At 40.4% G+C, this 24,436-nt stretch carries 20 protein-coding genes; 12 read left to right on the forward strand and 8 right to left on the reverse strand.

From position 1 onward, the window contains the following. The first annotated feature begins 74 nt into the window (after nucleotides 1-74). The gene (locus WA1_RS28085; protein ID WP_017745738.1) at nucleotides 75-851 is read left to right on the forward strand and encodes a DUF4058 family protein; all 777 of its coding nucleotides are present in this window, start codon (nucleotides 75-77) and stop codon (nucleotides 849-851) included. Nucleotides 852-894: 43 nt separating this feature from the next. Here the strand turns inward: WA1_RS28085 and WA1_RS28090 are convergent, their stop codons facing one another. Continuing rightward, entirely contained in the window at nucleotides 895-1,452 is a 558-nt protein-coding gene (locus tag WA1_RS28090) for an NHLP bacteriocin system secretion protein (RefSeq protein WP_017745739.1), read from the reverse strand. A 333-nt stretch (nucleotides 1,453-1,785) separates the two neighbouring features. After that, nucleotides 1,786-2,727: a hypothetical protein gene (locus WA1_RS28095; protein WP_017745740.1), complete on the reverse strand. Its 942-nt coding sequence runs from the start codon at nucleotides 2,725-2,727 to the stop codon at nucleotides 1,786-1,788. Between the two features lie 485 nt (nucleotides 2,728-3,212). On the opposite strand from WA1_RS28095, the gene WA1_RS28100 reads away from it, so the two are divergent. Next, nucleotides 3,213-3,407 (forward strand): hypothetical protein, encoded by a 195-nt coding sequence (locus WA1_RS28100; RefSeq protein ID WP_017745741.1) that lies wholly within the window; start codon nucleotides 3,213-3,215, stop codon nucleotides 3,405-3,407. Nucleotides 3,408-3,989: 582 nt separating this feature from the next. Here WA1_RS28100 and WA1_RS28105 read toward each other — a convergent pair. Further along, complete coding sequence (locus tag WA1_RS28105; protein WP_017745742.1) at nucleotides 3,990-4,853, reverse strand: calcium-binding protein; 864 nt, start codon at nucleotides 4,851-4,853, stop codon at nucleotides 3,990-3,992. Between the two features lie 209 nt (nucleotides 4,854-5,062). Beyond that, entirely contained in the window at nucleotides 5,063-6,376 is a 1,314-nt protein-coding gene (locus WA1_RS28110) for a YncE family protein (protein ID WP_017745743.1), read from the reverse strand. A 1,175-nt stretch (nucleotides 6,377-7,551) separates the two neighbouring features. On the opposite strand from WA1_RS28110, the gene WA1_RS28115 reads away from it, so the two are divergent. The 6 genes from WA1_RS28115 to WA1_RS28140 all read left to right on the forward strand — a co-directional run bounded on the left by WA1_RS28115 (nucleotide 7,552) and on the right by WA1_RS28140 (nucleotide 16,501). After that, on the forward strand, nucleotides 7,552-7,932 hold the full coding sequence (locus WA1_RS28115) for a hypothetical protein (protein ID WP_017745744.1): 381 nt from the start codon (nucleotides 7,552-7,554) through the stop codon (nucleotides 7,930-7,932). Nucleotides 7,933-8,064: 132 nt separating this feature from the next. After that, the gene (locus tag WA1_RS28120; RefSeq protein WP_148662782.1) at nucleotides 8,065-9,780 is read left to right on the forward strand and encodes a GAF domain-containing protein; all 1,716 of its coding nucleotides are present in this window, start codon (nucleotides 8,065-8,067) and stop codon (nucleotides 9,778-9,780) included. Nucleotides 9,781-10,013: 233 nt separating this feature from the next. Further along, nucleotides 10,014-10,454, forward strand: a complete 441-nt coding sequence (locus tag WA1_RS28125; RefSeq protein WP_017745746.1) for a hypothetical protein — start codon at nucleotides 10,014-10,016, stop codon at nucleotides 10,452-10,454. Next, a complete protein-coding gene (locus tag WA1_RS28130; protein WP_017745747.1) occupies nucleotides 10,451-13,210 on the forward strand; it encodes a KGGVGR-motif variant AAA ATPase in 2,760 nt (919 codons plus the stop codon). Before WA1_RS28125 ends, WA1_RS28130 begins: the two co-directional genes overlap by 4 nt. A gap of 89 nt (nucleotides 13,211-13,299) precedes the next feature. Next, nucleotides 13,300-15,411, forward strand: a complete 2,112-nt coding sequence (locus WA1_RS28135) for an AAA-like domain-containing protein (RefSeq protein ID WP_017745748.1) — start codon at nucleotides 13,300-13,302, stop codon at nucleotides 15,409-15,411. Continuing rightward, a complete protein-coding gene (locus WA1_RS28140; RefSeq protein ID WP_020480622.1) occupies nucleotides 15,404-16,501 on the forward strand; it encodes an AAA-like domain-containing protein in 1,098 nt (365 codons plus the stop codon). Before WA1_RS28135 ends, WA1_RS28140 begins: the two co-directional genes overlap by 8 nt. Before the next feature lie 55 nt (nucleotides 16,502-16,556). On the opposite strand, the gene WA1_RS28145 is transcribed toward WA1_RS28140, so the two are convergent. Next, complete coding sequence (locus WA1_RS28145) at nucleotides 16,557-17,000, reverse strand: aspartyl protease family protein (RefSeq protein WP_017745749.1); 444 nt, start codon at nucleotides 16,998-17,000, stop codon at nucleotides 16,557-16,559. Here WA1_RS28145 and WA1_RS61840 point away from each other — a divergent pair. After that, on the forward strand, nucleotides 16,938-17,228 hold the full coding sequence (locus WA1_RS61840; protein WP_419183598.1) for a hypothetical protein: 291 nt from the start codon (nucleotides 16,938-16,940) through the stop codon (nucleotides 17,226-17,228). The two genes, WA1_RS28145 and WA1_RS61840, sit on opposite strands and share 63 nt — an antisense overlap. Before the next feature lie 7 nt (nucleotides 17,229-17,235). Continuing rightward, nucleotides 17,236-17,664, forward strand: a complete 429-nt coding sequence (locus WA1_RS28150) for a hypothetical protein (protein ID WP_017745750.1) — start codon at nucleotides 17,236-17,238, stop codon at nucleotides 17,662-17,664. Between the two features lie 366 nt (nucleotides 17,665-18,030). Here the strand turns inward: WA1_RS28150 and WA1_RS28155 are convergent, their stop codons facing one another. Continuing rightward, complete coding sequence (locus tag WA1_RS28155; protein ID WP_017745751.1) at nucleotides 18,031-18,702, reverse strand: hypothetical protein; 672 nt, start codon at nucleotides 18,700-18,702, stop codon at nucleotides 18,031-18,033. A 234-nt stretch (nucleotides 18,703-18,936) separates the two neighbouring features. Here WA1_RS28155 and WA1_RS57330 point away from each other — a divergent pair, with 234 nt between their 5' ends. Beyond that, entirely contained in the window at nucleotides 18,937-19,098 is a 162-nt protein-coding gene (locus WA1_RS57330; protein WP_158516710.1) for a hypothetical protein, read from the forward strand. A 235-nt stretch (nucleotides 19,099-19,333) separates the two neighbouring features. On the opposite strand, the gene WA1_RS28160 is transcribed toward WA1_RS57330, so the two are convergent. Beyond that, nucleotides 19,334-20,005, reverse strand: a complete 672-nt coding sequence (locus tag WA1_RS28160; protein ID WP_017745752.1) for a hypothetical protein — start codon at nucleotides 20,003-20,005, stop codon at nucleotides 19,334-19,336. 400 nt (nucleotides 20,006-20,405) lie between these two features. Continuing rightward, nucleotides 20,406-21,470, reverse strand: coding sequence for a tellurite resistance TerB family protein (locus WA1_RS28165; RefSeq protein WP_017745753.1), 1,065 nt, complete (start codon nucleotides 21,468-21,470; stop codon nucleotides 20,406-20,408). 433 nt (nucleotides 21,471-21,903) lie between these two features. On the opposite strand from WA1_RS28165, the gene ppsA reads away from it, so the two are divergent. After that, entirely contained in the window at nucleotides 21,904-24,405 is a 2,502-nt protein-coding gene (gene ppsA, locus WA1_RS28170) for a phosphoenolpyruvate synthase (RefSeq protein ID WP_017745754.1), read from the forward strand. The last annotated feature ends 31 nt before the right edge of the window (nucleotides 24,406-24,436 follow it).

The following is a 24,436-nucleotide window of genomic DNA, read 5'->3' on the forward strand; positions in this document are numbered from 1 at the left end:
AGAGCGATCGCAAAACTCTAAACGTAGAATTTATATGATAGAAGAGTAAAAACTTCCGAACACAAGCCTATTTTATGCCGTCTCCATTTCCGGGAATGAACCCTTATCTTGAAAATCCCGAACTATGGCCAGAAGTACATCATCGATTGATTAGTGCGATCGCCAATGCAATTGAGTCTAACTTAAGCCAAGACTATCGGGTGGCAATTGAGAAGAGAGTTTATACCAGCGTACCAGAGGATGCGGTATTAGTTGGGATTCCAGATGCATCAGTGGTATCCCAGTCCAGCAATCGTCAATCTACTAATACTTTAACAACTGCATCCGATTCATCTATTACTGTCATGCTACCAGTTCCCGAAGAAATTCGAGAAAGTTATTTGGAAATTCGGGATATTGCAACAGGAGCAGTCATTACAGCAATTGAAGTTTTATCTCCAACGAACAAGCGTCCCGGTAAAGGACGCGATACTTATGAAAAAAAACGTAATGCTGTTTTAGAAAGCGCAACCCATTTGGTGGAGATAGATTTATTGCGGGAAGGAACGCCAATGGTAATGGTGGGTAACGTTCCTCAGTCACACTACCGAATTTTAGTCAGTCGCGCTCCACAACGTCCGAGAGCGCAACTGTATGCGTTTAATCTTCAGCAAATGATTCCTACATTCCCACTCCCGTTGAAGCCACAAGATATAGAACTGTCAGTCGATTTGCAAAGCCTGCTATTGCAAATTTACAATCAGGCGCGGTATGATTTAGCGATCGATTATCACCAAGATCCCATTCCATCTTTACAGGAAGCAGATCGCACTTGGGCAAATACGCTTTTGCAAGCGAAGAGGGTTCGGTAGTATAATTACGTAGCCCTACCCCCTAACCCCTACCCCCTAACCCCTACCCCCTCATTACTGAAGTCCACTCACGCAAAAATGGTAGCAAAAATGTAATTGGTGCTTGTTCTTCCACTTTCACTCGTACTGCTGTTGTTGTTCCTGGCGTCAACTTCATACTCGGTCCTTTGGATGATGACCACTTGTAACCACTCATATTGCCTTTTTCCGGCACTAACTCAGCACTAACCTCCACTTTAGCAGTCTTACTCGTTAGCGTATCTGCTAGTTCCGCATTGCCCACCTTTGCTGCTGCTCTTGTTGACATAACTGGGTAAGCAGATACAGATTTTACCGTTGCAACAATACCTCCGAACCGCTCTCGCTTTACAGTATCTGGTGTAATTTGAATCTGCATTCCCGGTTTAATACGCTTCCCATCCTTCACATCAAAGTAAGCTATCCCTGTTAACTGAGGTGTTCCTGATGCTTGAGTTTGCAATGTACCAAGACGCGTACCGGGATTAACGACTTGTCCGAGCACCCCAATTTGAGCAATCCACTCTAAATCTGTTGAGTGCAAAACTTTTAAATTGTCAAGCTGGGTCAGTACAGGTGTCATAGTTGAGATAGAACAGACTAGGTATCCTTCTTAAAGTACCCAGTCCAGACTTCGATCCAACATATATTGTTTGTTAGTTGGGAATAACAGTTTTTCTAGAGTGAACGCAAGTCAAAAGTTCCAACGGCACACTGAGAACGTTGAGAAATCTTTTGGCTTGGAGCACGCACGAATCCCCAACTACTCCTGTCTCGCCTGAAGATTACTTATTTGAATGAACCGCAAAGACGCAAAGGACACGAAGAAAGAGGAGAAGAAAATCGGTAATCTTGTACTGGGAAGGGAGTAACCTTGCGTATGGTTGAGGTGCGTTCAATGGTATTGGATATGAGCCTAATTAACTTCCACAAGTGATTCTACAACAACAATTTTTTCTTGATGACGCATTTCGCCAAAAACATGATAAGTTCCCCTATCTGGAAAGGTGACACTAGCTTCTAAATTAGGACCAAATTTATCAACCATAGCTTCACTATTGTGAGTGCGATCGTGAAGACTTGCATTGTGACCCATGTGTAATGATTTTGCAGATTTATCATGAGCATGAGTATGAATAATATTTTGTAAATCAGATGAGATAGCTGTAATATGCATAGGTGCATCTAGATAGGGGACAATATCTGTAACTTTCTTGCCATTCTTATTTATAAAATAATCAAGCGTCACTTCTTTCTGAGCTTGGATAAGATTGGGAAAATGAGAAAAGTTTATCTGATAGTTTGGAATTTTATCCTCTTCAAAAGAGTTATCTTTTTCTAAATTGAGAGAGGAGTGTTGTCCCGTAACCTTTAAAAAGGCTTGTTTGAAAAAATGCTGATGGTTTACCGTAAAGTTAACTGCAACAAGATACTTTCCTGGTTGAGGAAAGCTATATCTTATCGGAAATTTTGCCTCTTCCAGCATCTTTAATGTTATGAGACCAAAATCTTCAATATGAATGTGACTAAAAAATTGAAAATTTTCACTCACAATAAAGATATGTAATAGACGCTCGTGTTCTGGTAAAATTCCTTGTATTGCTTTTCCTTCATCATCTTTTAAAGATAAGATAATATCATTAGGTTTATTAATTTTTAAATTCTGAAATATCAGTTCTAATTTCGGAACAACTAGAACAGATTGCATCGGAGACATATGAGATATTTGAAGTTGCAAGAAATTGTAAATTACATCTTGATTTATTAACAAAAAGATACATACACAAAAAATAATACTAGCAATTATCCAAACAAAAAAGTCTTTAATCTTTTCTAAAAGAAGTATCGTGAATGGCATAAATGAGTGTTCACTGATTGTAGGGGTGTTTATATATTCTGCTGTTAACTATCAGCAAATAATAGCGATTCTCTTTGTCTAATCGATTAGAAATTTTTCACAAACGATTTTCAGACTGCTATTAGAAGTCTGCGTAGCGCCCCTGAAGTTTTTAAAATTATATCATTTTTCCAATTTTTCAAGTAGATGTTTATTCTTAAAATAGAACTCCTATTTTATTTTTGAACAATGACTGAGCCTCAGAAACCCGATATCTGGGAGATACCGGGTTTCTTTATTTCACAATTTAAATATGATTGTTAGAAACTCATAATTTGTATTGATTAAAAATTGCTTTTTAATCAATAATTTATTTGCTTTAAAACAAGTTTTTATTAAAGATAAAAAAATTTTTATCAACTAGCTAAAGATAGTTTTTTATCAACTATTATTCATGGTAAATTTATATTTGTAAAAGGCAATGCAATCCTACCAAAGGAGAAAAAATGAACAGAGTAACTATCGCAAATTTATCAGATATCAACGAAATTGAAGACCTGAGTTTAGTAGATTTGAACGCAGTATATGGCGGAACAACGATAATAGTGGACGCACCAGGTAATAAACTTATCTACGATACCAATCCAATAGCTCTTATCAACTTTGTACTTGGAATCCCTGGAAGATTAAACCGTCCTTAAACCCTTTTACTCAATTGACCTATTTGTTATTGTCAATTTTGTAGTTGGATTATCGGAAACATCAACCATTAACTAAATGTAAAGTGTGGGGTATATAGTTACCCCACTTAAGCACGAGCATTTAGTAGGGAATAAATATTTGAATTTTAATGATAAAATTTGAAACCTAGTTCTAGTCTAGTTTATGGTCTAAGTTTTCATTCCTTGCTAGCTAAAAATTCATAAATATGAATGGCGAAAACAGTGGGTTTTGGAACTAGTATGATGCATCAATACATTTACATAAAAAGATACTGTAAAATATCAAAAAAGACGCTTTTGAAAACCCGGTTTCTTGAAGAAATCGGGTTTTTGCTTCCGGTTATTTTGAACCAATTGTCTTAATGTTTATAAATTTGTGAGCCATTATTAAAGATAATATATCCTTAAAAATGGCTTGTGAGTAATTGTATAATATTTGGTGAGGTGAGTCAGCATTTGTATTCTGATAACTCTATTTTGTCAACTGCTGAAACACTTCAAAATATTGCTTGCCGTTCTCTAACTTCTGAAAGCTTTCAGTTAACAGTTAACTGATCGACTTCAAGAAATGGTAGTAAAATTGTTTTCCGTCAGTTGAGTGGTATCAAAATTTTGCAAAGTTGCTAAACGATAATTACCACTTAAGCCGAGGAGATCGAGATCGAGTAAGTTAAGTACTGGACTCAACAAGCTTGTCCCCTTGACGATAATATCGTTCCCAGAAAACTTCAAATCATTAAACGTCAAGCCGCCAGACAAACCAATTTTGTCTCTTTGTGATAAGTTAAAGTCAGCGATCGTATCCGTACCTTCTTTGGGGTTAAACACGAAGGTATCTGCACCAGCACCCCCAGTCAGAGTATCATTTCCCTGACCGCCAAACAAAAAGTCGTCTCCCGCTAAGCCTGAGATAGTATCATTACCGTCTAATCCTCGGATGGTGTCTTTACCTGAAGTGCCATTAAGGGTGTCATTCTGGTTAGTGCCGTTGAGAGTAATATCAACTAGGTTGAGATTGAGAGTAATTGAACCTTCTTGGACTTTTGTCAGGGTTTCGTTAGATCCATCGATAGCAATACGATAAGTTGTTCCGGCGATGGCAGAAAAACTCACTCTGCTAGCAGCATTACTAGAACTAATGTCATCGTTACTGGTAATTGTTGTTAAACTGTTAACTGCTGAACCAGTATAGACACCTAAAATCGTGTCAAAAGAACTGCCTAACGTGTCAATTGTGACATTTCCGGAAGCCGATGCTGTCCAAGACCACCAAACGGAATTAATCTTTGTGTTAAAGACTGAATTCCCACCATGAAGAGGCTCACCTGCTTCCGCAGTCGCACCGACATTAGTTCCTGTATCAGTATCAGAGAACCCAGTTAACACTGCACTCTTGGCGAAATTATCGTTGATTGGAGATGCCATAGAAAGATTTTCTTTTTCAAGATGATATATAAGGTTTATGTGACTTTTGAAAAAACATTCCTCTAGCCGAGTCACTTCAGCTGTTTATGAGGTTTCACAGAAAATACGTATTGTTGATATAGATGCACCCTGTAGACAAATTAGCTTGGAACATTTGGGAGAGCGAAGATACTCACCTCACAAGAGTTTAAGTGCGATCGGTGTGTATTTCATTTACGAACACCAAGGGCATGGAAGTCAGCAACATTAATCCCGTTGACGAAGTTATCAAATCTATATAAGTAAGCTGGTTTAGCATTCTTACCGCCATCTTCGATTTGTATGATGCCTACCCCTGGGAAAATACCTACACTGTTGAAAAATGCTGGGTCGTTTGCTGACTGAGGAACAGGTCCACGCTGTGACACAAACAACAGTTTTTCAGAGGGGGATACTCCTCCTAGGTCTGGTGTAGGGTCAGGACCTAACGCTGTATTGGCCAAATCGACAAGATTCACTGCACGAACTTTGTTTGAACCTTCAACGTTTGGATCGAAGGGGTTGGGGTTAAGTTCATGTATTGTAATATTGTTAGATGCACGGTTAAGTTGCCATATGTATTTGTCAGCAATAACTTCCAGTCCATGGACATCGTTACCAGATTGAGGAACTTTAATGACAGGTGGACGAGTCGTGGGATTTCTTAGCAGAGCGTCGTGGTCATAGAAATAGAGAAAGTCAGCTATTTCAGGATTGGCGTTGCCTGCATTGGTGATAAAGTTTTTGCCAAACTCATAAGCAACTAGTCCATTGAAAGTAAGTTCCTTGCTGCTGTAAATATGTGCAACAGTCATTGTTTGTGTATTGACTATTGCTGCACCACCTTGAGCAAAAGTGACATAAGCCCATTGACCCGTCTCATCAACTTGAGCCACTACTGGGTTTGCAGTATTGGTTCCTAGGGCTTGGAGTGTATTAGAATCAAACTTTAAGGTTTGAGGAGTCCCAAAAATGTTTCCTGAGGGTGCCTGATAATTTGTGGGAATTTTATGCACTTGTTGTCCGGGAGTATCTGCAGCTATTACAAATGTGTTATCTGGTGAGACAGAAACAGCATGAGAGTTTCCTCCTGGAACAACCACATCCACCACTTGTTGCTTACTAGCGTCAATGGCATAGACGTGACCAGAACTAGCATGTCCGACGATCGCATGTGTAGCGCCTTTATTGAAAACCAGCCAGTGAGGTTTTGATCCCTTTGGAAAGCCGTTGGCGACAGCATTAGCCGCTAAATTAATTTGCTTAGTACTAGCTGTACCTCCTATAAAGTCTTGGTCGTTACCTGACAAAATATAGAGATTTCCTCCCAAAACAGTGCCATCCAGAGAAGTTGCTTGATCGATAGACCAGACTTCATATGCATCTTTTGGTCCTGCTGCTGAAGCTACCTGGACAAATCCTTTGTTCAGTAAGAAAGGAGTTTGGGCAAACATGACCCAAGCAAACCCAATGACAAACAAGCACAGAATGAAAATTTTTTTCATCTTTAACTTTCCTTGTTTAGGTACTTGAAACTGTCAATAGAACACTTCAGGACTGATCGAATCAGCCCTTGTTTGCAAGGTAAATGCATACTGTGGTGTGCAGTTAGTTTTCAGTCATCAGCTTTTCGCCATCAGCCGTCAAGGATGTTTTTCTAACTTACTAGAAAGGCTTTTAGAGAAGACAAAGTAGCCCTAAAAGCTGACGAATCTTGGCTAATAGCTGAATGCTTACTTCTATCTTTCTTCAATAATGTTGCAGTAGGATTGCTTCATCATCATGAATTCCACACAAATAAGGAGACTTTCTCATTTGATGAATTCCACATAACTAAGGAGCCTTTTGCATAAATGTCACACGATTTAGTGGGGTTTTAACTCAGATTTTAAAATCTTGAAAAGCTTGTCACACAAAGCTTTTGTGAGTTTTAAACTTAATTTTCTGAGTCAAGTTAGTCATCAATATAACACGAGCAATCTTTTGTTATTTATTTTTTCTTTTTTTCTTTTTTATTTTATGATAAATTAAACTAAGCAATAAAAAAATAACAAAAGAAAGAAGTCCAGTACTGCGTAGATTTTGCGTAAAAATCCGAAAATACGTAGGTTGGGTTGAGGAACGAAACCCAACATTTACAGGCATTTGTTGAGTTTTTACACAGTGATGCCAACCCACAAAAATTCTCAGCCCTTGTAGTATTGGAAAGGATTCTAGAATACCAGTACAGTAATCCCAAAACCCGGTTTCTCTCTATCGTCAAGCTTGATATCTCCTAGGCTCAACTCGAAGAAACCGGGTTTTTTGCCTCCTGTTTGAATACTGTATTGATGCTCGAAAATTTATTTTTAGAGAAAAACAGCTTGCTAACTTGACCGGATGATAAAGAAGTGATGAAAACTTTTAACCAGATAATAGAGATAGTGCGATCGCGTGAGTGCTAGTGTAGGATATAAAAATCTCATGTATAAATGCTCTCGATTTAATTCCGAATAAATTTTATTTGTCCACCAGCCCATAACTCAATGGGTTTTGGATGGTGTCTCCCCACTGAGAAGTTTCGGATCGTGTCTCTACACCCTAGTGTCAGTCAGTCAGGGTTCTCTACTGAGTAAGACAAGCAAAGAATGAATCACAAGAGCTTACTTTAACCTTTTTTATTAGGTCAGTAGTCCTCACTATGACAACACAACCATTAGATCGGCTTCAAGAACAACGAGAGCAGATAAAGCAAGAAATGCGTCGAAGAATACAACAAGCTCTTGAGTGTGCCAAAGATTTGTCTGTTGAAAATTGCCAGGATGAAATCAGAAGCAGGCTGTTTGCAATACAGAAGTACTGCAAGAGTGTAGGGAAGACCTTTATTGTGTTCGAGGAGAGAATAACCTGTGACCAATTCGGGTTAGGAGGATCTCACGAAGATCCTGCAATTTTATTTCGGGGTCCAAATGAAAATGCGTCGGTTGCGATTTGTGTTACGGACAGAGGTTCCTTGCTCTATCGTAACGATAGCCCTTGGCAAATTTACAGGAACTTTGGAGATGTAAACTACGCTCCGTAACGTTTTGTACTGAAGGATAACAAACCTTATCTTTTTAATGGGCTGAGTTTAATTTCCGTTGGTATTTAGGGAACAAGATAAATACCGGGCTGTAAAGCTTTGGTTAACTTGTATTGCTTAAAAATTTGGGCAATGGAATCTGTTTTACCTGACAATGAAGCTCTGAGGCTTGAAGCGCTTTACCGCTATCAAATCCTTGATACATCACCAGAAGTAGCATTCGACGATCTAACCAGTCTTGCGGCTTTCATTTGCAAGACTCCGATCGCATTGGTAAGCTTGGTGGATAGCGATCGCCAGTGGTTTAAATCCAAAGTGGGACTGACAGCATCTGAAACTCCTCGCAATGTGTCATTTTGTACTCATGCCATTCTGCATGGCGAGCCACTGATTGTTCCAGATGCTTTGGAAGATCCCCGCTTTGCCACTAACGCTTTAGTCACTGGTGACCCACACATCCGGTTTTACGCTGGTGTGCCTTTGACTACTCCACAAGGTATTCGGATCGGTACGTTGTGTGTCATTGACAGAGAGCCACGCCAACTCGACTTAGAGCAAATTGCTGCGCTCGAAGCACTCACCCGTCAGGTTGTCAGCTTACTAGAACTTCGCTACTTACAGCAGTCACTGCGGCAACAAGAAAGCTATCTTCGTGCCATAACTGATGCTGTGCCATTAGAACACGAACCAAATGGTGAAATAATTCTATCAACAATTATACAAGATATTACAGAACGCAAAAAATCGGAAGAAGCTTTGCGCCGTGAGAAAGAATATATCAGTCATATTGTGACTGCTGCTCCAACGTTAATTTGTGGGATTGCTCCTGATGGGACGACTACCTTTGTGAATCCCGCCGTCAATGAAATCACGGGCTACACCACTGATGAACTGGTGGGAAACAATTGGTGGAATATTTTTTATCCAGACGGCGAATACTGGCAGGTTGAGCAATTGTTCCGCGATTTTGAAAGGAAACAAGTGATTAACTACGAAATGAGGTTGACTACCAAACACGGACAGAAACGGATTGTTTCTTGGAACTCGGTCAATCGCTGGAACGATCGCGGTGAATTGTTGGAGGTGATTGGCATTGGTGCGGATGTCACGCAACAAAGACAGTCAGAGATCGCCTTGTACCAACAGACTCAACGAGAACGGCTGATTGCAGAAATGGCAAAGCATATCCGCCAATCTTTAGATCTGGCGGAAATTTTAAAAACAACGGTTTCAGAGGTGCAGCAGTTTCTACAGTGCGATCGCGTTTTCATTTATCGCTTTGACCCTGATTGGAGCGGTACTGTAGTAGTTGAGTCAGTTGCGCCTGGTTGCAACAGCGTTCTCGGTACTGTCATCAAAGATTCCTTTTTCCAAGAACCATCCCATCGCCAAACTTACGAACAGGGAAAGATTCAAGCAATTGCGGATATCCATACATCGGATCTCGCACTCTGTCATATAACATTGCTCGCACAGTTGCAAATTCGCTCCAATCTGGTGGTTTCCATTGTGCTAGAAAATGGAGGAACAGGAGAAACGCCACAACTTTGGGGGCTTCTCGTTGCCAACCATTGTTTTGAACCGCGAAAGTGGGAACCTGTGGAAATTAATTTACTCAAACAGTTGAGTACCCAAGTTTCAATTGCCATTCAGCAATCCGAACTTTATCAACAAGTACAAACAGAACTCATAGAACGCAAGCGAACTGAAAAGTTGCTTCGCAGTACCCAAAATCAACTTCAGCGCCTTCTTGTCCACAATCCGGCAATTATTTATAGCTGTGAGCCATCAGGAAACTTCCAGACAACTTTCGTTAGCGATAACGTGTTCAACATCTTAGACTGGTGAAAGATGCTGAAGGAAACCCCATTGAAATTGTGGGATGCTGGCAATGTGTGAGTCAATGCGCGGGATGCTATTAATTTTTCAGACATCAAGTGTTTTGCTCAAATGCCGATCTGGTATGGTTTCTAAAAAACTTTTCAATTTAATGAAATTTTGTTAACTTTTTATCAAGTCATAAATTAACATAATATAGCTAAAATTCTTCTTAGCTACTTAGACCGAAAGACAGTGCCATAATGGTAATTCCATTTACAGATAGGGAAATAGAAAAAGTTTGGAGAGAAAATAAATTAGCTTCTAATAAGACACCACGCAGCAATGCTCATCGATTACTTTTATTTTATGCAGTAGAATGTGGTCTAAAGGCAATTTTGATGCGGAGACAAGAAAAAAACCGTTCTGATTTATGTACAGATATTTCTGAATGCCAGCATGATGTCAACAAGCTGTTAGATTGCTTATCTGTTCACAAAACTCTGAGGCTACCAGCACAACTAAACATGAAGTCAATAAAAGGTAAAAACGGTTATGATGAAAGAAAATTTACTCCTGGAGATGTTAATCAGATGTGGTGTTATGGAGGATATTGTGCAGCATCAGGTATAACAGACCAAGATTTAGAGAAAAAGTTATTAGAAATAGTAGATTGGATAGAAGAAGAATTAAAAAGACTATGAAATCTCTTAGATTACTAACTTGGCTAGATGTTAGAAGGGTAATTCGTCATCAGACTAAATATGGTCGTAAATTACCTGAGGGAGTAGCTAGAATTCGTTGTTTTTCCGATGGTGTAGAGATTGAGCTTCTTAATGATAAGAATAAAAATATTGCGACAAATACATTAAAGGAATGGTTTGGGGACTGGTATCAAGAAGAAGAATCAGTCATTCAACTTGACCTAGGTGACGCTATATTACCAGTAGAGTTTATACCTGGTGAAGAGCCATGCACAACTGATATCTCTCTGCGCCCATTTTGGGAAGAAATTGCTTATCTTGATAGTGACTCAAATATAGAAACTGTAGTAACAAAACCAGTTAAGCTTCCAGAGCCTTATACAGAAAAGCCTAGTTTAATAGCCTTTTATTCTTTTAAAGGCGGTGTAGGAAGAACATTGTGTTTAGCAGCGCATCTTTTTGCTTTGCTAGATAGAGCTAAAGAGATAGATAAAGCCATAACTGTATTGGTTATTGATGCTGATTTAGAAGCTCCTGGGCTTACTTATTGGAATCGCTTTGAAAAGCAACAACCTACTGTTTCTTTCATTGATTTTCTTGAAGTTTACCACTACTCCCCTATTGAAAGAGAAGAAACACTTTCATGGTTTGCTAAGGAAGTTGAAAAATCTCCTAAAAATGAAGGAAAAGCAATTGTTTATTTTTTACCTGCGTGTCTTGAAGATAATCAATTGCTAGATACACCTATTTTACCCGAACAGTTGGTTTCAAGTCCAGGTTCTGCTTGGGAATGCGGCAACGCTATACATAGTTTAGGTCAAGCTATTGGTGCTGATTATGTACTTATTGATTTGAGAGCAGGCTTGAGCGAAATATCTAGTCCTATTATCTTCGATCCAAGAATTCAGCGTTTCTTGGTATCAACGATTAATGACCAGTCTGTCAGAGGTATAAGTCTTGTTCTTAAGCAAGTTGGTCAAATCGCACCATCAAAAGCAAAAGTCGATGATGAAAGTTATTACGATCCATCTGTAATCGTGAGTATGTTAACGCCAGAAATGAAATCATTACCAGCATTTGAAGATGCGCTATTTAGATTTCAGTCTGTGTACGTGCAGCCGGAAGAAGATAATTTATATTCTACTAGATTGGAAATAAAAGAAACCTATTTTGCTCAAGATTTACTGTATGTTAATAACTGGGAAGATGCGCGTTTCAAACTCAGCCAAACTACGGTCATGAAAGTAGCTCATGTATGGGCAGAAGAACAATTACAAATTGCTACAATTCAAGAGCTACTATTAAAACCTATAGAAAAACACGAACGACTTGCAGATGTACGCCGACTTAAAGATTTATGTCAGCAATACGAATATGCTGAACAAGGTCGAGGAGAAGATTTATTAGTTACAGAGCCATTAAAAAACTTAGCAAGCAGTTTTAGAGACGAATTACCTCATGTAGTATCAATTGGAGCCAAAGGTGCTGGAAAAACTTTTAACTACATACAGTTATCACGTTTCAAATATTGGGAAAATTTTTTTAATCGTATTGATAATAAAGCTCCCCAATTAATTCAACAAACACATATTTTTCCTTTACTTGAATCAAGCAATGTTCAGGATAATGCTAAAACTATTATCAATGAAGCCAGAAATGAGGTTAGAGTAGCTTTTGGTAACAGTGTTTCTGAGTTTTTGGCTTCAGAATTTAGAGATAGGATTAAAAGAGCAATTGTATCAGAATCGTGGAGTGAACCAGAATGGACAGAATTTTGGATTAGTGAAATGTCAAAATCTGTTGGCATTCATATTGAAGGCGATCGTCCCGCTATTCTTGGTAGTATAAATCGTAAATTGAAAGAACAAGGATTACGTATTATATTTTTGTTTGATGGCTTAGAGGATGTTTTTCCAAATATTGCATCAAGTAAGCAAGAGAAGATTGCCTTGAAAGCTTTGATTGATGATTTACCAAAAAAGCTATCTGAAGTTAGGCAATCTCATCTCGGAGTTATAATTTTTCTGCGGCGTGATTTTCTCCGTTATACAATTACCCAAAACTTGAAACAGTTTGAAAACTTATACCGTTCTTATGATTTATCTTGGGATAAAGATTCTTTTTTAAGGTTAGTTTTTTGGCTTTGTAGTGAGTCAGAAGTCATAGGTGCAGAAAAAGGGAGTATCGATAGCCTAGGTAAAGAAGAATTAGAGAAGTTATGGGGTAAAAGACTAGGATCGGATAATGCTAAAGAAGCTTATACAGCCTCTTGGGTATTTGCAGCTTTAACTGATTTTAATGGCAGACTTCAAGCAAGGGATATTGTTCGTTTCTTATACCATGCGGCAGACATAACAGTAAATAGATCTAAAGAAGTGCAATTTGAGAAGTGGTCTAGCAGCCGCCTTTTACCTCCTGAAGCAATTCGTCGTGCTTTAAAGCCATGTAGTGAAAAGAAAGTGGAAGAAGCAAAAGAAGAGTACCCAGAGTTTAAGGCATGGGTTGATGACATACTTCCTAAGTATACCCCAGAGCAACGAAAAATTCCCTTTGCTGTTGAACAATTTGATATGGAGCAGCAAACAGTAAGAATGTTAGAAGACATGGGAGTGATTTACGAAGATAAAGAAAAACAAGAAGAAGCACGGTTTTATATGCCAGAAATCTTTCGTGAGGGTCTAGGTTTTTCTGGTAAAGGAGCACGACCTCGTATATTGGTATTGAAACGTAAGGTATTGGGAAAAGGAATTTTGTAAGTAGGGCAACAATTTAATCTCCTGGCACGTCTTGCTTAATTTAAAGATGTTCTCTGGATATGCTTATATCTTCATAATAATTTCAACTTGTGAAAAAGATTCTGATTCTGACCGCCAATCCTAAAGACACGGATAATTTACGCCTCAATGATGAGGTACGAGAAATTCAAATGGGTTTAGAACGGGCGCGTAGACGTGATAAATTTGAAATTATCTCGCGCTGGGCGGTGCGTCCTGATGATTTGCGACGGGCGTTGTTGGACTATGAACCGCAAATTGTGCATTTTTCTGGACATGGAGCAGGAACTCAAGGATTAGTTCTGGAAAATAGCGACGGAATGATGCAGTTGGTGAGTGCTTCATCTCTAGCGCGGTTATTCAAACTCTTCCAAAATAAAGTGGAGTGTGTCTTATTGAATGCTTGCTATAGTGAGGTGCAAGCAGAAGCAATTTGCCAACACATTGATTATGTTATTGGTATGAATCAGGCGATCGGCGATCGCGCCGCTATTGATTTTGCCGTGGGCTTTTACGATGCGTTAGGTGCTGGGCGATCGCTAGAAGATGCCTTTGAATTTGGTCGTATAGCCATTGATTTAGAAAGTCTTCCGGAGTCAGCAACACCAACACTCAAGAAACGATTATCATCTACTGAAAAAGTGTCCGCAACACCACAAAGTCGCATCTTCATCAGCTATAAGCGTAACGCTGAACCCGACCAAACGGTAGCACTACAGGTGTTTCAAGCACTCAGCCAACAGCATGAGGTGTTTATCGATCGGGCAATGCTAGTCGGTACACCTTGGGCAGAAAAGATTGAAGCGGAATTACGACAGGCAGATTTTTTAATTGTGTTTCTCTCACAAAGAGCCGTTCATAGCGAGATGGTAGAACTGGAGATTGCCACAGCATATCATCTAGCAAAAGAGCAGAAGGGACATCCGGTCATTTTGCCAGTGCGTCTGGACTATCGAGAACCGTTTCAGTATCCATTGAGTGTTTTTCTAAACGAGATTAACTGGGCATTGTGGCAAGGAAATGAAGACACAGAGAACTTGATTGCAGAGTTAAGACGGGCGATCGCAGGCGATTTTCTTTCCATCAGCACAAAAGAGTCCAAACTTGACTTGCTGCGAATCTCTCCACCAGCACCTTTACCGCGCCCATCTCCCTCTGCTCAACCAGTACCCTTGGAAATGCCAGAAGGGACAATGGACTCAGAATCTCAATTTTACATTGAGCGTCCCCAAGATGCGATCGCGATCGCCACCATGAAGCGCCAAGGAATCACTTTAACAATCAAAGGTCCCCGTCAAATGGGCAAAAGTTCGCTGCTAATTCGGGTCATTGATGGAGCGATGAAAGTTGGGAAACAGGTAGCATTTCTGGATTTTCAACTATTTGACCAAGATACCCTCACCAATGCAGATATTTTTTATCTGCAATTTTGTACGATATTAACCGAACAATTGGGAATGCCCAACCGAACGGCAGAATTCTGGAAACAAGGGGTAGGTAACAATCAGCGTTGTACCCGCTATATGCAGTCTTATTTGCTTAAGGAACTGAGTGGTTCCTTGGTTTTGGCAATGGATGAAGTCGATCGGATTTTTGATGCTGAATTTCGTTCTGACTTTTTTAGTATGTTACGCAGTTGGCACAATAATCGTGCCTTACCCACTATGCGGGTTTGGAAAAAGTTCGATCTGGCGCTAGTGACTGCTACCGAACCCTATCATTTGATTGCCAACCTACATCAATCCCCCTTTAACGTAGGTGAAGTTTTGCTGCTGGAAGACTTTACACCAGAACAAGTTGCCGATCTCAATCAAAGACATGGTTCGCCGTTAACGCCATTGCAAACAAACCAACTGATGGAATTATTACATGGTCATCCTTATTTAGTGCGGCGAGCACTATATTTGGTTGCCAGCCAGCAGATAACAGCAGAAGAGTTATTTGCGAAAGCAATAGGCGATCGCGGTCCATTTAGCGACCATCTAAGGTATCATTTGTTTCGTATCTATGAAAAAAAAGACCTAGTGCAGGGATTCCTCCAAACAATTCGCAACAACACCTGTCCAGATGAGAGAATTGCCCGCTTACTGAGTGCAGCAGGTTTAGTCCGGCGCGAAGGTCAGATAGTTGTGCCTCGGTGTCAACTCTATGCCGACTATTTCCAGGAGCACCTGCATGGCTGAACCAAGCATTTACACTGTTGGTGGTACTGTCCAAGCAAACGACCAGGGGTTGTATATTCCCCGACGTGCTGATGAAGAACTACTGACGCTGTGTCGTGATGCAGCTTTTGCCTACGTCCTCACCCCCCGCCAGTTGGGAAAATCCAGCTTGATGATCCGGACAGCAGAACAGTTAATTGAGGAAGGCATTCAATCTGTGATTATTGATTTGCCACTGATTGGTACTCAAATTACCCCAGAGCAATGGTATAAAGGGTTACTTGTAACTATTGCCGACCAACTGATGCTGACAACTAGTGTAGAGCAGTGGTGGCAAGCACGTGATGGCATAGGTGTGACACAACGGCTGACACAATTTTTTGAACAGGTGTTATTGACAGAAATACCAGATCGTGTTGTGATTTTTGTTGATGAAATTGACACTACCCTCAAACTAGATTTCACGGATGATTTTTACGCAGCGATTCGTTCCCTTTACGTAGCGCGTGCTAGAAATTCCGAATTCCATCGCCTTTCCTTTGTTTTAATTGGTAATCGTTGGGTAGCAACAGCAGGTTGGGATAGTACAGCCAGACTGTGGGATCTCACCTCAAGTAACCCCTCAGCAAGTACAAAGATTATAAAATTCGATCCGGATGAGCGTGTTGTTCGTGTTGCTTTCAGTCAAGATGGTCGCTGGTTGGCTGCTGGCTCTTGGAATTACCAGGTGCAGTTACAAGATATGAATAATCTTGCCAAAGAATCGGTTTTGCTAAAGGGACATGGAGGACGTGTTCTTGGTCTAGAATTTAGCCCCGATAACCAATGGCTAGCAACTTCGAGTGAAGACCATACCATTCGCCTGTGGAATCCTATGGATATCACTGCTGCACCAATTGTGTTGCGCGGACATAAAGCTAGTGTCGGATCTTTAGCCTTTAGCTCTGATAGTCGATGGATTCTCAGTGGTAGTAATGATGTCCGTCTCTGGCAGATCGGTGTTGATAACCTCATTACAGTTGCTTGTCGTACAGCTGGTCGTAACTTGACTCAGCAGGAATGGCAACAAGCTTTTGGCAACGAACCCTATCGTAAAACCTGTCCAATCTAAGTAATACTTTATTTACTCTTGTCAAGACTCCGACCCCCTCCATTAGCGCACGTGATTATAAAACCATCAAATAAGTGTTTTTTCCATATTCTGGTAAAATCCGCAGTTTTTGATTCATTAAGTCAGGTTCTAATCCTAAATCTTCTAACGGTATTAATCCTAATAATGGGTCTGAATCCTCCGGTAATTCAATGCAATTAAATAATCCTTCTCGTCCTTCAACGACTATATGCAATTCTTTATAAATACGAGCTTTTACTATTCCCGTAGCTGTTTTAACATCTACTTCTCCTTGAAGAGGTAATCCTAAATCAATAATAATATTTCTAGGTAAGCAAAGCCTTGTTGCTCCAGTATCAACTAAAACATTATCTAATGTAACCGATCGCACTTGTTCTTCCAATATAAACCCTCTAGTTGCAAGAATCTGGTCAATATGGTTAGTAATTGTGATGGTATTAGTAACTTTACCCATTTTTTCTATACCGCTGGATGTCATCTTATTTTCCTCTTAGATTGCTTAATATATGTGTTTCTATTCATTGATTTTTTTTCTTTGTCAGACTTTGAGCGCTACAACTATTGCTACGAAGTAATTTGGCACTGTGTCCAGAACTCGATTCAGACTATAACTTCTTCTCAGCAAAGCGATCGCATAAAACTGTGGAGGTTTAATTGGCTCTTGCAAATCGAAGAACAGGTGTTTCCTTGCCAATGCCGATATTAATTAATTTGTGGAAATCGAGGGAAGAGCCGTATCCCGAATAAGAGAGAGTAATTACCGAACCTATTTTGGGTATGCTCGGATTTGCGTACCAATCATAGATGCATTCACTGCAGAGCCAAGTTTAACACCCTATACAGCGATCGTACCGGGAAATTTGTGTCAATCTTCTGTAGATCCAGACCTCGTTCGTGCATGTCAAAATCCTGAAGCTGTTAAATCGGCTGCTGTACCCATTTTGCACAATAATCAATGGTGGGCGAAAGTAACTGCAAATTTTGACTTTGAGGGTGTGGATAAGTTGAATGCAGAAGCATTTAACCGCGTTCTTTGGGCTGGTATTAAAGGCGATGGTGTTCCTTATCCCACGCAACGCGATCGTACAGATTTACGTCAAAATCGAGAGTTATTGTTATATAGCGACAAGAAAAATACTTAATTGCTTGCGTTTCATATGTAGTGTAAAAACTCCAGTTTTTTTCTGATATGGAGACTAGCATGGCTAGTAGACATCAGTAGACATCTCCAAAAAACAATGTAAAGACGCGCCATGCTTAGTCTCTACAAAGGTTGTAGATGATGCACAATTACAGCAGTTTTCAAGGTCTAGAACCATACTATGCTCTTGTGGTACGGGCGTCCCCGCCCGTTCTAGACAAGAGAGCAGGCGAGGACGCCCGCTCCACAAGATATGGTCTATTAATTTGAAAATCGCTGTAATTTCTGGAGATGGCTAGTCTTTATCAGGAAAATTTTCAGAAAGAATTGTACCGATCCCCCGATCGGTATTGTTTAACTGCAAAAGCTAAGCCACAGCTAAAACCACCTGCTGAAATTTCTCTGCTAGCAACAAAACCGCCTCTTCAATGACAAAACGTCGCGGCTTACCATCTTGTTCGCTGAGTCGTTCGATAACCAATCCCGCTGTTTCAGAGATTTTCGGTGGTTGGTATTCTCGAACACGACCAGCATATCTCCATGGCGTTGGCTCTTTTTTCGGTTGCTTATCCTTATACGTCTTGGTTTCAATTTGAAGATCTTTCTTGGAAACTTCTTCGGTACAAGCTTTTTCCAGCACGGACTGGATAACTTCAACGGGTGTCCGACCTGTGGCTAATTTGTAGAGTGCTGACACCGAGAGGTTGCGATTGATTTTATCGAGTTGTTTGGTGGTGAAGCTTCCGAGTATGGGTGCTAGCTTCAGCAAGTGATTAGCAATGCTTGCTGACCATCCTAAAGAATTGGCTAAAGCTTCTTCATATTGTTTGGGCTTAAGTTTTTCCTTAAGGAAAAGTAACAATTGCCCAATTTTGGCGGCTCCGAGTAATGTAACGGGATTTGTGTAGCTAATCTCGCCACAGACTTCGTTTATCAAGTCTTTATTCGATTTGGCAAGCTTATGGATGAGATATTGAACTTCTCCGGCAACTGTTTCAGAAAAATTCACAGCAGGAGCTGTTTCCGGCGCTTTAGTCATGCTAAGATCACTCCAGAATTATAAATATTTTATTTTTTAGAGGAAGTGCTCCTGACCAACATGAGCGCTTCCTCATTTGCTCATAATACAACATTCCGGAAATTTTTCTTGTAAAATTTTCTATAGATTTTTAGAGTTTTCAGAGAAAAATAAGGTCTTTATGGGACTATCTAATGCTTGCTTTAAACTCTCTCCAGATCAGTCCTTTAAACAAAAGAGGTTCTTCCTTTGTGAGTGTTGCGATCGCTGTGGATTAAGTTGAAGGCGGAAGCATTTAGCCGCGTTCTTTGGTCAAGTATTAAAGGCGATGGCGTTCCTTATCCCACGCAGCGCGATCGTACAGATTTACGTCAAAATCGAGAGTTATTGTTATATAGCGACAAGAAAAATACTTAATTTCTTGTGCTCCATAGCAGTGTACATACAAGTCGGATTTACCCCCCTTAATCCCCCCTTAGAAAGAAAGGGGGGAGATTGAATTTACGATTTCCAGACCTTTCACGCGTGGAGGGCTAGGGTGGGGTAAAACGACGCAAAAACCTAGATCTCTCAGCTATTTCAGACTTATGTGGACACCGTAGGGCGTTTTGAGCAGAGAAATCGGTTTGAGAAAATTACTCGACTGCAAAAGCTAAGCTACAGCTAAAACCACCTGCTGAAATTTCTCTGCTAGCAACAAAACCGCCTCTTCAATGACAAAACGTCGCGGCTTGCCATCTTGTTCGCTGAGTCGTTCTATAACCAATCCCGCTGTTTCAGAGATTCTCGGTGGTTGGTATTCTCGAACACCACCAGCATATCTCCATGGCGTTGGCTCTTTTTTCGGTTGCTTATCCTTATACGTCTTGGTTTCAATTTGAAGATCTTTCTTGGAAACTTCTTCGGTACAAGCTTTTTCCAGCACGGACTGGATAACTTCAACGGGTGTCCGACCTGTGGCTAATTTGTAGAGTGCTGACACCGAGAGGTTGCGATTGATTTTATCGAGTTGTTTGGTGGTGAAGCTTCCGAGTATGGGTGCTAGCTTCAGCAAGTGATTAGCAATGCTTGCTGACCATCCTAAAGAATTGGCTAAAGCTTCTTCATATTGTTTGGGCTTAAGTTTTTCCTTAAGGAAAAGTAACAATTGCCCAATTTTGGCGGCTCCGAGTAATGTAACGGGATTTGTGTAGCTAATCTCGCTACAAACTTCGTTTATCAAGTCTTTACTCGATTTGGCAAGCTTATGGATGAGATATTGAACTTCTCCGGCAACTGTTTCAGAAAAATTCACAGCAGGAGCTGTTTCCGGCGCTTTAGTCATGCTAAGATCACTCCAGAATTAAGTTTAATATTATTTTTTAGAGGAAGTGCTCTTGGGCAACATGAGCGCTTCCTCATTTGCTCATAATACAACATTCCGGAAATTTTTCTTGTAAAATTTTCTATAGTTTTTATGTTTTTCAGAGGAAAATAGTGCCTTTATGGGGAATTAGTCTGAGATGTTACTTGATTGATAGTATTAACATCTCACGCAAAAGCACAAAAAATGTTGACATCTCAGCCTCTTTGCGTGAAACCAAAAAATAATTTATAAATAGGGCTAACAAATTGGTAATAGGTAAGTCAATACTACTCGGACAAACGGAAATTAGAACCCCGGTTGCTTCAAGAAACCGGGGTTCTGACACCTCAATTATCGTTAACCAAGCCGTATTGAATTCTTAGGTAAACTCGATAGTATCAACAAAATTTAGGATACTCTCTTCGATTCGTTCAGATTCTTCTTCAATTGAACCGGGAGTTTCCCCATCAAAAAAGCTACGCTGGCTGCTGACTATATATAGGAAATTACCACTGATAAATCCTAAAAGTCCTCGATAGGCATCTAATCTGCTAGCGGTTCCGTTGTTTCCCGTCTTAGAAATGTTTGAACCTTCAGGCATATCGACGAGCACAAAATAAGCCCCATCCAATGCGTCCTCTATATACTTAGTATCTTTTACCTGAGCTTCTGGTAAATTAACAACGATTCCTTGAGGTACATACTGATTTAGGAGAAGCGATCGCAGATATTCTTCGTGTCCTACAGATTCCAGCTCCTTTTTTTGCTGTGGTGTCAAGGGGAAATAATCAATTCTTAACAAAGTCCCAAAGTCATCAGAAAAGCTCACTAACCCTTCTTGAGCTTGGACCATACCACCTCTTTGAATGTCCACCGGAATTGGAACTACAAAATTTTTTCCAGGTGACTCATACACTTGTGGTTCGGAACCTTCCTCAAACCCTGGTTCATCATCATCTAGAAATTCGTCATCTTCTGATTCTTCCTCTACTTCTTCAAAGGCGGCTATCACTTCGTCTGCGACTTCCTTAGCTTCATCATCTTCAATTCCGAGAGCTTCTTGTAACTTTTTCAGCAAATTCATTTTTCCTTTCGGAATCATCATTTCTTCCTCATCCACAAGGAGGCTAACCCCTGCAGCATAAGCATCAAGTGTTAAATCTTCCGAAAGCGAACCCTTTGCGGCGTTAAATAATGCTCCTACGCTATCTTCTTCCGCAATGGCTATAAGTTTATCTAGAAGCTCTAACATTTGGTCGTCTGAATATTCTTCAAAAACTTCCAGAAATTCCCAGAGTATATCGGCTATGTAGTCTGCATCCACCTCGTCCAAGCTAGAATCAGCAGCTGAGGTGACAACTCCAATCGCTGCTACCGCTTCTTGTGCGGTGAGTTTCTCTTTGGTTGTTTTGGTAGAGTTAAAGATTTTGTCGTATTTGCCCATGACTGCTCCCTCCGTAAAAGCTGTTGGTGCTATCAAAAGTTTAGTGTCAATGGGTAGTTTACCAAGGGAGCGAGTCTCCTAATTCTAGATCTTCCGTAAAGCTTTTACTTAAGCTCGTAACGGACGAACCAAGGAGCAATGAACTCCGCATATTATAACAGTAGTTAGGTTAGCAAACCTTGTTGAAAGTTTACCTTAATTAAGCAACCAATCATTGTTGCAATCTTAGAATTCGGGGATCGGGATTGCTATAGGTAGCGAAGGCTACTAGTTTTTCCGAAAAAGCCCTGTACTCCAGTTAAAACAAAAATCTAAACTTTTTGATCTTAAATCTAAAAAAACATACAGGCAATTACAAATAGCAGTGATATATAATACATATAGGAAGGCGATCGACAACTATCAGGGATCGATCTTAAAGGGGTAATTTTAGATGGATACGGCAACAAAAAAGACTTCATCACACTCATCCTCACTCGAGCGATCGCTCATCCTCTGGTTTGATGAGGTTGGCATTGCTGATATACCAATTGTTGGTGGCAAAAACGCCTCCTTAGGTGAGATGATTCAACAACTTACGCCAAAAGGTGTAAATGTACCGATTGGGTTTGCGACCACGGCTTATGCTTATCGCTATTTTATTCAATCGGCTGGGTTAGAAGAGAAACTGCGAAAACTTTTTTCTGACTTAGATGTAGAGGATGTCAGAAATTTGCGGGAACGAGGAAAAAAAGCAAGAGCATTGCTACTCCACACACCATTTCCAACACCATTGCGAGTTGCCATTGTTGAAGCTTACGAAGCTCTCTGCAACCGATACAATCCAGATACAGATGTCGCAGTGCGATCCAGTGCAACGGCTGAAGACCTTCCTGATGCGAGTTTTGCAGGTCAGCAAGAAACATACCTCAACGTGACTGGTGTAGAGAGTGTGTTAGCCGCATGTCATAAATGCTTTGCATCCTTATTCACAGACAGAGCTATTTCTTATCGATATATTAAAAAATTTGACCATTTTAGCGTTGCCCTTGCTGTTGGCGTACAAAAAATGGTACGTTCCGATCTGGCATGCTCTGGCGTCATGTTCTCAATTGAAACCGAAACAGGCTTCAAAAATTCTGCATTGATAACAGCAGCATACGGATTGGGAGAAAACGTAGTCCAAGGTTCCGTCAACCCAGACGAATACTATGTTTTTAAACCGACTTTACGAGAAGGTTACCACCCAATTATTGATAAAAGACTGGGCAGCAAAGAATTAAAAATGGTCTATGATGATGGCACAAAATTTACCAAAAATGTCTTAGTGCCTCAAATAGAAAGAAATAAATATGCTTTAACAGATGAGGAAATTTTACAACTAGCCCGTTGGGCTTGTTTGATAGAAGATCATTATTCTCAAGTTCACAACACCTACACACCGATGGACATTGAGTGGGCAAAAGATGGCATTACAAACGAATTGTTCATCGTCCAAGCCCGTCCGGAAACAGTTCAATCACAAAAGACGCAAAATGTTTTAAGAACATATCGTTTATCAGGTATTGGAGCATGGGGACTGGGAACTGGGGAAAAGTTACCCCAATCCCCACTCACCACTCCCAACTCCCCACTCCCCCTTCTTACAGGACGTGCTGTTGGAGAAGCAATCAGTCAAGGAAAAGCGCACCTAATTACAGATATACACAAACTTGAAGATTTCCAAGCCGGAGAAGTTTTAGTAACAGATAGAACCGATCCTGATTGGGAACCAATTATGAAAAGAGCAAGTGCGATTATTACCAACCAAGGGGGGCGGACTTGCCATGCAGCGATTATTGCACGAGAATTAGGTGTACCTGCAATTGTAGGATGTGGCAATGCTACGGGAATTTTAAAAAACGGTCAAGAAGTTACCATTTCTTGTGCTGAAGGGGAAGAAGGCAGAGTTTATGAGGGATTATTACCCTTTGAAGTCCAAGAAGTCCCGTTAGAAGATTTGCCTCGCACTCGCACTCAGATACTCATGAATGTGGGTAACCCTCAAGAAGCATTTAGTCTATCTGCAATTCCCAACGATGGAGTCGGTTTGGCAAGAACAGAATTTATTATTGCTAACCACATCCAAGCCCATCCAATGGCATTGATTCATTACGACAAGCTCAATGATGAATTTGTCAAAGATAAAGTTGCAACAATAACCGCACTTTATGATGAGAAACCGCAATATTTTGTTGATAGACTCGCTCAAGGTGTTGGTAGAATTGCGGCTGCTTTTTATCCCAAACCAGTTATAGTGCGGATGTCAGATTTTAAGAGTAATGAATACGCTAACTTGTTGGGTGGTAGACAGTTTGAACCGGAAGAAGAAAACCCAATGCTGGGATGGCGGGGTGCAGCACGTTACTATGATGAAGGCTACAAAGAAGCTTTTGCTTTGGAGTGCCAAGCTATGAGACGAGTTAGGGACGAAATGGGATTAACAAATGTGATTCCAATGATTCCCTTCTGTCGCACTCCTAATGAGGGACGTCTGGTGTTGGCAGAAATGGCAAAAAATGGTTTAAAGCAGGGTGTCAACGATTTGCAAGTTTACGTGATGTGCGAGTTACCCAATAATGTCATTCTGGCTGAGGATTTTGCACAAATTTTTGACGGGTTTTCTATAGGTTCCAATGACTTGACTCAACTGACACTGGGCTTAGATAGAGATTCTGCTCTAGTGTCGCGGTTGTTCGATGAACGCGGCGAAGGAGTCAAGCAAATGGTCAGGTTAGCGATCGCCGCCGCCAAAAAGTACAATCGAAAAATTGGCATTTGCGGTCAAGCACCCAGCGATTACCCAGAATTTGCTCAATTTCTAGTGGAACAGGGAATTGATTCCATTAGCCTCAATCCCGATTCCGTGTTAAAAACTATGTTGGAGATCGCTAAAGTAGAAAACAGTGACCAGTGACCAGTGACCAGTGACCAGTGACTAAAAAAAT

The sequence above is a fragment of the Scytonema hofmannii PCC 7110 genome, from assembly GCF_000346485.2.
GTDB lineage: Bacteria > Cyanobacteriota > Cyanobacteriia > Cyanobacteriales > Nostocaceae > Scytonema > Scytonema hofmannii.